14 protein-coding genes are annotated in these 12,791 nt (G+C 35.0%); 2 read left to right on the top strand and 12 right to left on the bottom strand.

The window, feature by feature from the left end; translation table 11 throughout:
* Positions 1-95: 95 nt before the first annotated feature.
* Positions 96-977, bottom strand: coding sequence for a PPK2 family polyphosphate kinase (locus ACNQGJ_RS11200; RefSeq protein WP_417972814.1), 882 nt, complete (start codon positions 975-977; stop codon positions 96-98).
* 194 nt (positions 978-1,171) lie between these two features.
* On the opposite strand from ACNQGJ_RS11200, the gene ACNQGJ_RS11195 reads away from it, so the two are divergent.
* Both ACNQGJ_RS11195 and ACNQGJ_RS11190 read left to right on the top strand, forming a co-directional pair.
* On the top strand, positions 1,172-2,023 hold the full coding sequence (locus ACNQGJ_RS11195; protein WP_417972813.1) for a DUF6929 family protein: 852 nt from the start codon (positions 1,172-1,174) through the stop codon (positions 2,021-2,023).
* Between the two features lie 133 nt (positions 2,024-2,156).
* Entirely contained in the window at positions 2,157-2,873 is a 717-nt protein-coding gene (locus tag ACNQGJ_RS11190; RefSeq protein ID WP_417972812.1) for a 3-ketoacyl-ACP reductase, read from the top strand.
* 216 nt (positions 2,874-3,089) lie between these two features.
* Here ACNQGJ_RS11190 and mtaB read toward each other — a convergent pair whose 3' ends face one another.
* The 11 genes from mtaB to ACNQGJ_RS11135 form a co-directional block, all read right to left on the bottom strand.
* Positions 3,090-4,418 carry a tRNA (N(6)-L-threonylcarbamoyladenosine(37)-C(2))-methylthiotransferase MtaB gene (gene mtaB, locus ACNQGJ_RS11185; RefSeq protein WP_417972811.1) on the bottom strand — a complete coding sequence of 443 codons (1,329 nt, stop codon included), beginning with the start codon at positions 4,416-4,418 and terminating at the stop codon, positions 3,090-3,092.
* Positions 4,419-4,586: 168 nt separating this feature from the next.
* Entirely contained in the window at positions 4,587-5,384 is a 798-nt protein-coding gene (locus tag ACNQGJ_RS11180; protein WP_417972810.1) for a Cof-type HAD-IIB family hydrolase, read from the bottom strand.
* Positions 5,385-5,429: 45 nt separating this feature from the next.
* Positions 5,430-5,729: a type II toxin-antitoxin system RelE/ParE family toxin gene (locus tag ACNQGJ_RS11175; RefSeq protein WP_417972809.1), complete on the bottom strand. Its 300-nt coding sequence runs from the start codon at positions 5,727-5,729 to the stop codon at positions 5,430-5,432.
* A 1-nt stretch (position 5,730) separates the two neighbouring features.
* Positions 5,731-5,976 (bottom strand): hypothetical protein, encoded by a 246-nt coding sequence (locus ACNQGJ_RS11170; protein ID WP_417972808.1) that lies wholly within the window; start codon positions 5,974-5,976, stop codon positions 5,731-5,733.
* 35 nt (positions 5,977-6,011) lie between these two features.
* Positions 6,012-6,230 (bottom strand): DUF2007 domain-containing protein, encoded by a 219-nt coding sequence (locus tag ACNQGJ_RS11165; RefSeq protein WP_091204018.1) that lies wholly within the window; start codon positions 6,228-6,230, stop codon positions 6,012-6,014.
* 106 nt (positions 6,231-6,336) lie between these two features.
* Positions 6,337-6,960: a DEAD/DEAH box helicase gene (locus ACNQGJ_RS11160; protein WP_417972807.1), complete on the bottom strand. Its 624-nt coding sequence runs from the start codon at positions 6,958-6,960 to the stop codon at positions 6,337-6,339.
* Between the two features lie 71 nt (positions 6,961-7,031).
* The gene (locus ACNQGJ_RS11155) at positions 7,032-8,195 is read right to left on the bottom strand and encodes a sigma-54-dependent transcriptional regulator (protein ID WP_417972806.1); all 1,164 of its coding nucleotides are present in this window, start codon (positions 8,193-8,195) and stop codon (positions 7,032-7,034) included.
* An 82-nt stretch (positions 8,196-8,277) separates the two neighbouring features.
* Positions 8,278-9,594 (bottom strand): ABC transporter permease, encoded by a 1,317-nt coding sequence (locus tag ACNQGJ_RS11150; protein ID WP_417972805.1) that lies wholly within the window; start codon positions 9,592-9,594, stop codon positions 8,278-8,280.
* A 78-nt stretch (positions 9,595-9,672) separates the two neighbouring features.
* Positions 9,673-10,593 (bottom strand): ABC transporter ATP-binding protein, encoded by a 921-nt coding sequence (locus tag ACNQGJ_RS11145; protein WP_417972804.1) that lies wholly within the window; start codon positions 10,591-10,593, stop codon positions 9,673-9,675.
* 235 nt (positions 10,594-10,828) lie between these two features.
* Positions 10,829-11,944, bottom strand: a complete 1,116-nt coding sequence (gene dnaJ, locus ACNQGJ_RS11140; RefSeq protein ID WP_417972803.1) for a molecular chaperone DnaJ — start codon at positions 11,942-11,944, stop codon at positions 10,829-10,831.
* A gap of 78 nt (positions 11,945-12,022) precedes the next feature.
* The gene (locus ACNQGJ_RS11135; RefSeq protein ID WP_417972802.1) at positions 12,023-12,601 is read right to left on the bottom strand and encodes a nucleotide exchange factor GrpE; all 579 of its coding nucleotides are present in this window, start codon (positions 12,599-12,601) and stop codon (positions 12,023-12,025) included.
* Between the last annotated feature and the right edge of the window lie 190 nt (positions 12,602-12,791).

Here is a 12,791-nt window from a genome sequence, read left to right as displayed (position 1 = left end):
TTTAGTTTCTCATTATTCATATTTAACAGGAACGCCAGAACATCAAATTTACAATAACAAACTGTAATTGACCTTACGCTAAGAACTATTGTAAGCTACTTTTCCTTCTTAAGCATTTCTTTATACAACTCAATATTCGCCTTTATAGCAGTGTCCATTTTTGGTTCTTGAATATCAGAATGTTGTCGCATTTCTTCCCAAATAATTTTAGCGACAATATACCGCGCCATTTCTTTATCATCAGCAGGAATAATAAACCACGGCGCGTAAACAGTAGCTGTTTTATTAATTGCTTCTTCATAGCAATGCATGTAATCATCCCAACGTTCACGCTCTTTCAAATCACCAATAGAGAATTTCCAATTGTGTTTTTGCTCCTCTAGACGGCGCAACAAGCGTTTTCGCTGTTCCTCTTTACTTAAGTGTAAAAAGAATTTCAACACGATGGTACCATTTTGGGTAATGTGCTTTTCAAAGTTATTGATTTGCTCCATTCTATTGTCCCAAAACTGAGGCGTGACAGCTGATATATCGTCAATTCCCGGTAAATTTTCATTTAATAGATATTCGGGATGAACACGAGTAACCAAAACATTTTCGTAATGCGATCGATTAAAAACCGTGAATTTTCCCTTTTCAGGTAAAACTAAATAATGCCTCCATAAATAATCATGTTCTAATTCACTGGAATTTGGCGTTTTAAAACTATGGACTACAACACCTCGTGAATTAAATTCCTTAAAAACTTCCCGAATCAAACTATCCTTCCCAGAGGTGTCCATGCCTTGCAGACAAATCAAAACACCGTATCGATTGTGCGCATACATGACATCCTGTAACTCGCTCAATTTCTCCTGCACCTTATCCAATTTCTCCTCTTTATCGTCATCACTGGAATCATTGAACAAGTTCGTAGGAATTTTTGACAAATCAATTTTGCCAATCACTTTAAAATCATCAGGGTTTATAGATTTCATAACAAATATTTTATCTTTGTAGACTCAAATATAACAAATTATAAGGAGCATTTTCCAGCTATACGTTGCAATTTTTTATTTTTAAAAAAAATATTAAAAGGATTTTCACTGCAAACTAAATTTGCTAAACTCCTATGAAAATAGAAATTAAGTGAAGTAATCCGGGCTAGGAACTCGCTTTTAAAACAAATACAATGGAAAAATTTACACTCGAATTACTCTTTCAAATCATTGGCATTGGTTCCGCATCAGGACTTATTTACAAAGACAACTCACTACTGATTATAGGTGACAACAGCGGTTATCTTTATGACTACCACATGGATTCACAGGACTTGAAACGACATCCCTTACTGGAAAACCCCACAGAGAACACGCCCAAAAAAGACAAAGCTGATTTTGAAGCTATTACTCATTTTGGTGATAGTATGTATGTTTTTGGTAGCGGTTCCACCGAGAAAAGAAACAAAATGATACAAGTCAATTCCAGCGATAAAAAGGTAATTGCTACAAATGATATCTCGGGTTTGTATGCAGTCATGCAAAGTTTTGGAGAAATAAAACCTGAAGATTTCAACATTGAAGGCGCCATATACACTGGGGAAAGGTGGTTTTTATTGAATCGTGGAAACGGCGGTTCCCATAAGAATGTCCTTTTTACCATTGAAGGAAAAAACCTCACCAATGATTTCACTATTCTTTCTAACGCCTACAAACTTCCTAAAATAAAAGGAGTTCGCAGTAGTTTTACCGATGGCGTTTTAGTCAATAATTGCATTTATTTTTTGGCGACAGCCGAAGATACTGCATCTACTTATGATGACGGTGAAGTTTTAGGAAGCTTTATTGGGAGAATTAACCTGAAAACTATGAAAATCGAGTTCACCCAAAAAATTAGCAGTACCCATAAATTCGAAGGATTGACTTTGTACAGCAATTCAAACAAAAAAATCGAGTTCTTACTTTGTGAAGACAAGGACACAGAAGTTTTAGAAACGGACATTTATAAATTAACTTTGAATTTAAACGGAAATCCATTAGATTAAAAATATTTGTTTTGTTCCAAATAAGAGAACGTTAAATTTAGATTAAATAGAAAATCAAAATAGATTTCAAATATAAAACAAAGTACTTTTACAGTAAACGGCGCCTTTCATTGGCATCAAAACAATTAATAGTATGACAGATTTAAAAAATAAAAATGCCCTTATCACCGGCGCAGGAAAAGGAATTGGAAAAGCGATTGCTTTGGCCTTAGCCAAAGAAGGCGTAAATGTAATATTGGTAGCACGAACACAGGAAGAAATAGACAGTGTAGCGGCAAAAGTGCGCTCTTTAAGAGTAAAAGCACTGGCGATAACCGCTGATGTCGCTGATATCAATTCTGTGAACGTTGCAGTTGAGAAAGCATTGGCTGAATTTGGGACCATTGATATTTTAATCAACAACGCCGGAATAGCCGCTTTTGGAAAATTCTTAGAATTAGAACCCACGGATTGGGAACGCATCATTCAGGTAAACTTAATGGGGACATATTATGTAACGCGTGCCGTTTTGCCAAATATGATCGAAAGACAAACGGGCGACATCATCAATATATCTTCAACAGCAGGATTGAGCGGAAATGCGTTAACGAGCGCTTATAGTGCTTCTAAATTTGCAGTTTTAGGATTAACCGATTCTTTGATGCAGGAAGTGCGTAAGCATAACATTCGTGTAACGGCCTTAACGCCAAGTACTGTTGCCACTGATATGGCCAAAGAACTAAAACTGACTGACGGAAATCCTGATACCGTTATGCAAGCGGAAGATATGGCCGAATTAATCGTCGCGCAACTCAAATTAAACCGACGCGTTTTTATCAAAAATAGCAGTATTTGGTCTACGAATCCGTAAAAGTAGCCGAAAGTCTAAAAGTCGAATAACCAATATCTAATAAAAAACCATTAAGAAATTAAGTTTCATTAAGTTTTACGCTTAATTTTCTTAATCTCTTAATGGTTTACAACTTTCGAGAAACTTATTTAAATATCACTCTTATTCTCTTAATCTCTTTGTTTTGTTAAAGTCCTGGTTAGTCCTAAAAACTTAAATGACTTATATGTTTATAAACTAAACCATAGCCGTAACAAAATCCATTCGAACACTTCCGTCTTCATCAATTTTTGTCAAATTAATGTCGTGCAACGTGTTGACTAATTCTGGATTCCAAGGTGTTTTTACTTTTACATAGTTTTCTGTAAACCCGTGAATGTAACCTTCTTTATTTTCACTTTCAAACAAAACGGTTCTATTGGTTCCCAACTGACTTTCATAAAAAGCACGACGTTTTTTCACCGATAGACCGCGCATCATTTTGCTGCGTTTTGCGCGAACATTTCCTGGAACAACACCTTCCATCGTAGCAGCCTCCGTATTATCACGTTCTGAATACGTGAAAACATGTAAATACGAAATATTCATCTCATTTAAGAAATGATAGGTTTCTAAGAAATGTTCATCTGTTTCGCCAGGAAAACCAACAATCACATCCACGCCAATGCAGGCATGTGGCATAACTTCCCGAATCTTATTTACTCTTTCGGTATATATTTCACGTTGGTACCGGCGTTTCATTAATTTCAAAATATCATTACTTCCTGATTGCAACGGAATGTGAAAATGCGGTACAAAAGTCCTGCTTTTCGATACAAATTCTATCGTTTCATTTTTCAATAAATTCGGCTCAATAGATGAAATTCGCAATCTTTCGATTCCGTCCACTTTATCCAATTCCTGAACTAATTCTAAAAAAGTATGTTCGTGTTTTTTATTTCCAAATTCCCCTTTTCCGTAATCGCCAATATTTACTCCTGTAAGAACAATTTCCTTGATATTTTGCTTCGAAATTTCAGCGGCATTCTTCAATACATTTTCAAGTTCTTCACTTCGCGAAATTCCTCTCGCTAATGGAATCGTACAGTACGTACATTTATAATCGCAACCATCCTGTACTTTCAGGAAAGCACGTGTTCTGTCTCCTATCGAATAACTTCCCACGTAAAAATCAGCTTCAGAAATTTCACAGGAGTGTACTTCTCCAAAATCATTTTTGGACAAATCATTAATATAATCGGTCAATTTAAATTTTTCAGTTGCGCCAAGCACTAAATCCACACCATCAACTGCCGCTAATTCTTCTGGTTTCAATTGCGCATAACAACCTACCGCTGCGACAAAAGCTTTGTCATTCAATTTCATTGCTTTTCGCACGACTTGCTTGAATTGCTTATCTGCATTTTCCGTCACCGAACACGTATTAATCACATACATATCAGCCACTTCCTCAAAATCTACCCGATCAAAACCCTCATCTTGAAGATTACGGGCAATCGTAGAGGTTTCTGAAAAATTCAGTTTGCAACCCAGCGTATAAAAAGCAACTTTTTTTCTGTTTTCCATAAAATAACTCAATTAATGAAATCGTTGTCAAAAAATTGAGTGTGCAAATTTACGAACTAAAATTTATTAATTTTAGACAACAGCCAATTTATTAAAAACTAAATCCGACACTCAGGCTCTTTTATGAGACCAAGTATCGGATAATAAATTAATTTTTAAACTAAAATTCTAATTCAAGATAAATCGTCTCACAACCTCAGCAACGCCGTGATCATTATTTGATGCAACAATAACATCTCCTTTATCTCTCAATTCAGGGTCTACATTATCGACCCAAACGCCCAATCCTGCATATTCAATCATGGTTAAATCATTTTCTGCGTTTCCAACGGCGATAATTTCACTTTGAAGGATATTTAGTTTTTCCGCTAAAAATTTAATACTGGCTCCTTTATCAATTCCATTTTGTGCTACTTCAAGAAAAAAAGGCTTTGACATGCTGACACTAAGATCTGGCATAGTTGCTTTCAAATCTTTTTCTACTTCTTTCAAATAACTTGGCTCTTCTAATAATATGCATTTTACAGCTGAAGATTGAACTTCCTCTTTAAAACTTACCACTTTATTATGCTCTAAACCAGTGATGTTTTTTTCGATTTCAATATATTCCGAATCTGTTTCACTTACAATTTTACCAGCAACGTACGTAATAATATGGGTCTTACTTTTTAAACTATAATCATATAATTTATGAATTTGTTCTTGCGTTAAAGTTTGCTCAAAAATGACTTTATCTTCTTTTAGATCAGTAATCACAGCGCCATTATACGATATCATATACGAATCGTCCAATTGCAATTCTTTGGCATACGCAGTCATTGCTGGTGTAGGCCTTCCGGATGCCAGAACAATATGAACACCCAATTCCTGTGCCTTAAACAACATTTCTTTATTCTCGTTTGAAATGGTATGGTCATCGGTCAACAAAGTATCATCCATGTCCAAAACCAACATTTTATATTTCATTTTTATTTTTTAAAAGTAATAGTTTCAACTACCGCAGATTCACAGTTACCTTTTCAATTTGACTGAATTCTGACGAGTATCAAAAATTTGAAGAATACGAATTTCCGTTTCAGAGTGAATTTTATATATAACTTTATAATCTCGAACAATCATTCTTCTGTATGGTTCACCTAAGAATTCATCTACTTGATATTGTTCCACAAAGTGAATGTTTTTACTTTGAATAACAATATCCTTGATAACATTTATTGCTCCTTGAGACGATTTTAATTTGATGAATTCAAAGATTAATCTTAAATCTGCTTTGGCTTGGTTATCCCAAAATATAATAATTGGTTTTTGCATATTACCAATTCTCTATTTCTCTTTCTAAATCTTCAATTGTTGTATAGTTACCTGAGGATATTCTTTCATCAGCTTCTTTAATCATATTGATATATTCTTCTTTATCCACTGGATATCCACTAATAGTATGAGCAACAACTTCTTTATCTAAAATAGATTTAAACGCTATTATTTTTTTGAGTTTACTTTCATCCGTAATATGAAGCAACCAATCCATCAATTCTATTTTCTTTGCAGCTATATCCATGTTACGGAGTTATTAGAATAACAAATATACAAATTTTAAATACTCATTCTGAATTCCTCAATAACTGGATTTACTTTTGAAAACTCGGTTTCCTGGACGAATAATTCAACCGCTAAATCCGAATTTCCAAAACCTCCCAATCGAGCTGATTGGATATTGTTTTTCACAACAACATTTACACCAATCGCTTCAATTTTTTGTTGTAAAGCCATTGCTAAAATTTCACTTCCCGAAAACACTTTCATTAATCCCATTGTACTTTTTATTTAATTATTTATTACCATTTTCTTGATCACCGTCTTGCTCCGTAAAATCAGCATCTTCAACTGCCTCAACGTTTTCTTCATCTTCAAAATCTTCCTACTCTTCCACTCCACCAAAATCGAATTCAAAAGGTTCTACCAGCATTTTGTCGGCAAGAACTTCTATTCGTTCTGTGAATTGTTCTGAAAAAATAATACGTTGGGTTCTGACTATGCTATTCGAAATACGCATAATCTTTGTTTCATGACGCAATTTCAAAATTGGATCTGCAGCATCTAAAATAAACATTTTCAATCGGTTTACGTTAAATCCAGCCGTAGTAAACATTTCGCTTAATTTATTTGGAGTTCCTATCAATACGTCAACGCCGCTAGAAATATAATTTTTGTCGTATTCCGTATCTCCTTTATCATGAACACCATAAACTTCTAAATTAGAATTCTTTCCGTATTTTTCAAAAAGTGATTCCATTTCCAAAACTTTAGCTTTGTCTTCAACAATAATCAAAGCCCTTGGTGATTCCTCGTTTGCGCCTGCCAGCCTTTGAATTACATTCAGCACAATTGTTGTCGATTTCCCGCTTCCTTTAGGTGCAATAATAATACAATCCGAACCACTTTTCATTGTCGAAAAGGTTTCTTTTTGCATCGCATTGGCCTCGGTCAAACCGTTTTCAATTAAGGCTTGTTGCAACTCTTCGTTTATTTTTTTTAGTTTCATTTCTTATGATTGAAAGATTAAAAATTAAAAGATTAAAACTTGTGCCAAATCTTTAAATCATTAAATTAATTTTATTTTGATGCGAACAGCTTCACATCATTTTCGGAAATTTCGCTTCCGCCAAGGATAATCAACCGCTCCACTACATTTCGCAATTCACGGATATTTCCTGTCCAATCGTATTCCTTCAGTAAATTAATCGCTGCCGAAGAGAACTTTTTGACGGCATTTCCTTGCTCCGAAGCAATTTTATCAGCAAAATGCGAAATCAACATCGGGATGTCATCCCGTCTATCATTCAATGACGGAACTTTTATCAAAATTACGGCCAAACGATGGTACAAATCTTCACGGAAACGACCTTCGGCAATTTCTTTAGTCAAATCTTTATTCGTAGCTGCCACAACACGAACATCTACTTTAATATCCTTGTCCGCGCCCACTCTGGTAATCATACTTTCCTGTAAAGCACGTAATACTTTGGCTTGCGCCGAAAGGCTCATATCCCCAATTTCATCCAAGAAAATAGTTCCTTTATCGGCCGCTTCAAATTTACCTGCACGGTCTTTTACTGCCGATGTAAACGCTCCTTTTACGTGACCGAATAATTCGCTTTCTATCAATTCAGATGGTATTGCTGCACAATTCACTTCGATTAAAGGAAAATTAGCACGTTCACTTTTTTCGTGTAATTGATGTGCTACGAGCTCTTTTCCGGTTCCGTTTGGCCCCGTGATTAAAACCCTGGCTTCGGTTTGAGCTACTTTTTCAATCATCACTTTGATATGATTGATGGCTTCGCTTTCGCCAATCATTTCGTAGTTCTTGCTGACTTTTTTCTTCAGAATTTTATTCTCTACTACGAGCTGTTTTTTGTCTAAGGCGTTGCGAACCGTGTTTAATAATCGGTTTAAATCTGGTGGTTTTGAGATGTAATCAAATGCACCTAAACGCATCGTATTGATTGCCGTTTCCATATCGCCATGACCAGAGATTATAACCATAGGAATTTCGGGCTTGATTTTTTTGACTGCTTCCAGTACCTCAACACCATCCATTTTTGGCATTTTGATATCGCACAAAACCAAGTCGTAATCGTTATTTTTTATTTTTTCAAAACCTGCAACACCATCTTCGGCTTCTTCAACCTGATAAGTGTCGTTTTCTTCGGTGAGTATTTTTGTAAGTACTCTTCGAATTGCGGCTTCGTCTTCTATGATTAGTATTTTTGACATATTTTAATAATTTGTTTGATCGTTAATTTGGTTATTTGTTTAATCGTTAAACGAATAACCAAAGTAACGAATTAATCTTAATTTAATATTTCAACCAGCGGTACATTTCACTCCACGTTGGTTTTTTGCCGTACATGAGTATTCCTATTCGGTATATTTTTGCGGCAAACCAAACTACAAAAAAGAAGCTTCCGAATAATAACGTAACTGATATTGCAATTTGCCACAAAGGTACGCCAAACGGAATTCGCATCAGCATAACGATTGGCGAAGTAAGGGGTATCATAGAAAAAACAACTGCAACTGTTCCGTGTGGATCATTGATAACCGTGAAAAATCCGACATAAACACTTAACATCAATGGCATGATGATAGGTAACAAAAATTGTTGCGAATCAGTTTGATTATCGACTGCTGCACCAATTGCCGCGTAAAACGAACTGTACAGAAAATAACCGCCAATGAAATAGATCACAAATCCAATGAGGATACTGGCAATGGGCAAATTCCATAATTCCTTAATATACATCTGGGCAGTTCCGGTCATTTCTTGCTGTGCAGTATGCATCAATTCAGGTGAAACACGGGCTGTAGGCCCTACATTTACTCCCAAAAATACCGAGGCAGCAAACATTAATGACATTCCGATTATTGCCCAAATAAAGAATTGCAGCAATCCCGCTAATGAAGTTCCTATAATTTTCCCCATCATCAATTGAAATGGTTTGACTGAGGAAATTATGATTTCTACGATACGGCTGGTTTTTTCTTCAATGACACTTCGCATCACCATGTTTCCATAAATGATTATGAACATCATAATAAGATATCCAAAAGCGCCGCCAATCCCAATTTTGATTTCGTTAAGTCCTTTGACACTTTCTTCACCAGATGCTTTGGACAAGCTGATATTCACTTTTGACTGGGCATTTTTAATTGCCAGGGTATCTAAATGTGCCTTTTCTAAATTATTTCTGGTCAGTTTATTAGCTATTACATCCTGAACGTTTTCAATGAATGAAATACTGGGACTACTATTTGAAATAAACTGGATTTTACTTTCAAAATCCTTTGTATTAGTCGCTTTTGGGATGAATAACAATCCTTCATAACTTTCATTGACGATACTGTCTTTGAGGAATCTTAATTCTATAGTTGACAAATCAACGTATTTATATTCTTGATTTTTAGTGTTTTGCGACGTAAATTCCTTTACAAACATACCAGATTGGTCATGAATAGCGATTCGTTTAGTATCTGCTTTCATCGAACTTAAATACGCAACAAAAATAGCTATTCCCACAAATAGTAACGGACTTAAAAAAGTCATAACAATAAAAGATTTGTTTCGCACTTTGGCAATAAACTCTCTTTTTATGATTAATGCTATTATAGACATTTTAGATTATTAGATTGTTAGACATTTTAGATTTATAAACCCTTAGATTTTCTGAAAATCTAAGAAGTCTAAGGAAGTCTATTTACTTACTGTTTGAATAAAAATATCATTGACACTTGGAATTTTTTCCACAAAATGTGTTACTTGGCCGCGTTGTGTCAGGATATTCAATAACTCATTTGGTGATGCATCCCCGAGTTGAATTTCCAATTTTAATTCGTTGTTTAGTGATTTAAAATTAGCGGGGCCAACATTAAATTTTTGTGTAATAGCATACATCAAACCTTCTATATTCTCCGACAAAATACCCACTTCAAAACTATTGGTTTTAAATTGTCTTTTTACATCGTCCAGTTTTCCTTCAATGAGTTTATTCGATTTATGAATCAAAGCGATGTGATCACATAATTCTTCAACGCTTTCCATACGGTGTGTTGAGAAAATTATGGTGGCGCCTTCGGCTCTCAGTGCAAGGATTTCATCTTTTATGATATTGGCGTTTACGGGGTCAAAACCAGAAAAAGGTTCGTCAAAAATCAATAGTTTTGGCTTGTGCAAGACACATACAACAAACTGAATTTTTTGGGCCATTCCTTTAGAAAGCTCTTGTATTTTCTTGTCCCACCAGCCCTGAATATCTAATCTTTCGAACCAGTATTCCAGCTGTTTTTTGGCTTCAGCTTTAGAAAGTCCTTTCATTTGAGCCAAATACAAACATTGTTCTCCCACTTTCATCGTGTTGTACAATCCTCTTTCTTCAGGCAAATAGCCTATATATTGGACGTGTTTGGATTGCAATTTTTCACCATCCAAAATAATTTCACCACGGTCCGGCAATGTAATTTGATTTATAATTCGAATAAGTGATGTTTTTCCCGCTCCATTTGGACCTAAAAGCCCATAGATACTTCCTTTTGGAACCATTAATGAAACCTCGTTAAGCGCCACATAATCACCGTATTGCTTGACAACTTTATGCACTTCAAGAATGTTACTCATGCTTATTTTTTAATTGGTGTAAAAGTAAATAATTAGTATCAAAATACTTAGAATAGTTTCATATATGTAGCATTTAATTTTTAGCGGTCATATATGTTATCGCCTTATATTATTGATGTTTGTTTGCAACTAACAAATTGTTAGCGGCGATTGCATAAAAAACCCATCCTTATTATAACAAGGATGGGGAATATATTTTTTCAATAATATCGATAAATTGCGTCTCTACTATTTATTATGAAAACATGTCTTTCACTTTTTCAAAAAATGATTTGTCTGATTTTTCAGGATTTGGAATAAAATTCTCATCGGTAAGATTTTTTTCAAAAAACTGTTTTTGATCTTTGTTCAGCGTTTTTGGAGTCCAAACATTTACATGCACCAATAAATCTCCGTTACCGTACCCATTGATGCTTGGAATTCCTTTTCCTTTTAATCTCAGGATTTTACCGGATTGTATTCCTTCTTCCAGTTTGATTCTTACTTTTCCGTTTATAGCTTCGATGTCTTTGGATATTCCAAGAACCGCTTCAGAAAAACTGATATATAAATCATAATGCAAATTCTCTCCTTCTCGTTTCAAGAACTCATGCTCCAATTCTTCAATAGCAACAATTAAATCTCCCGGAATACTGTTTCCTGGGGCATCGTTTCCTTTATTAGAAACTTTCAATTGCATTCCGTCCACAACACCCGCGGGTATTTTTATTGAAACTGTTTCATCCTCAAGAATCATTCCTTGTGAATCTGCTTCTGCTGGTTTTTTATCTAAAATTTGACCCGAACCACTACATGTCGGACAAGTAGAAGCAGACTGCATTCTACCCAAAATTGTATTCGTAACGCGCATCACTTGTCCTTGACCATTGCAGGTAGAACATGTTTTATAGGAAACGCCAGGCGCTTGAACTTTACGTTTTACTTTTACTTTTTTCTCTACACCATTGGCAATTTCTTCCAATGTTAATTTTACTTTGATGCGCAGGTTGCTCCCTTTAGCACGACGAACTCCACCGCCACCGCCACCTCCGAAACCACCAAAACCGCCTCCAAAAATATCACCAAACTGGCTGAAAATGTCATCCATATTCATTCCACCGTGACCACCGCCTCCAAAACCGCCTGAACCATCAAAAGCTTGATGACCATATTGGTCGTATTTTGCTTTTTTCTGAGGATCACTTAATACTTCGTAAGCTTCAGCAGCTAATTTAAATTTATCTTCTGCCGATTTGTCTCCAGGATTCTTGTCAGGATGAAATTGTAGTGCGTTTTTTCGGTATGCTTTTTTAATTTCGGCAGCATCAGCATTTTTTGAAATGCCTAATATTTCGTAAAAATCTTTTTTCATTTTTATTTTTTCTTTTGTTGAGTCACACTGCTGTGCACCTCTAAGCGTGATATAAAGACGTGGTAAATCGCGGCTCGACTACTGCCCTAATACAACTTTTGGAAAACGAATGATCTTGTCTCCTAATTTATATCCTTTTTCGAGAACATCAACAATTTTACCTTTCAATTTATCCGATGGTGCAGGAATTTGAGTTATTGCTTCAGCAAAATCAGCATCAAAAGCGTCTCCAGCCTGTACCTCTACTTGTTCTAATCCTTTAGACACCAACGCATTCTTTAATTTCTCATGAATAAGCTCCACTCCTTTTGTCAATAATTCATCATCAGATTTGTTTATTTCAACTATAGCTCTGTCAAAGTCATCCAATACAGGAAGCATGGCTAGCAAAACGTCTTGATTAGCCGTTTTAAAAAGATCGATACGTTCTTTTGAAGTTCTACGTTTGTAATTTTCAAATTCAGCAAATAATCGTAAATACTTGTCTTTCTCTTTGGCTAAGTCTTGAGTCAATTGCTCTTCCAGACTTAATTCCTCAATAATGATTTGCTCTCCATTTGCATTATTCTCTAAGGTCACATCATCTATTTCTTGATCAATTTCTGTATTTTCAGTAGTCATATTACTTGTATTTTTAAAAATATCTTTAAACTTCATTTTTATTCTTTTCTTTGGATTGCAAAAGTACTGCCAATTCTTTTAAAATGTCAAATTGTCATCTTTTTATTGACTTTAAAAATCATATTCCATATTATACTCTTTAAAATAATTTTTACCCACTCAAAATTTTAATACAATTTTAAGATTATCTTGAAGTAGTTTATATAAATTTGCTTCCAATAATTTA

The organism is Flavobacterium cryophilum, assembly GCF_048286555.1.
In the GTDB taxonomy this organism is placed as follows: Bacteria; Bacteroidota; Bacteroidia; order Flavobacteriales; family Flavobacteriaceae; genus Flavobacterium.
This window is presented reverse-complemented; position numbering and strand designations above follow the sequence as displayed.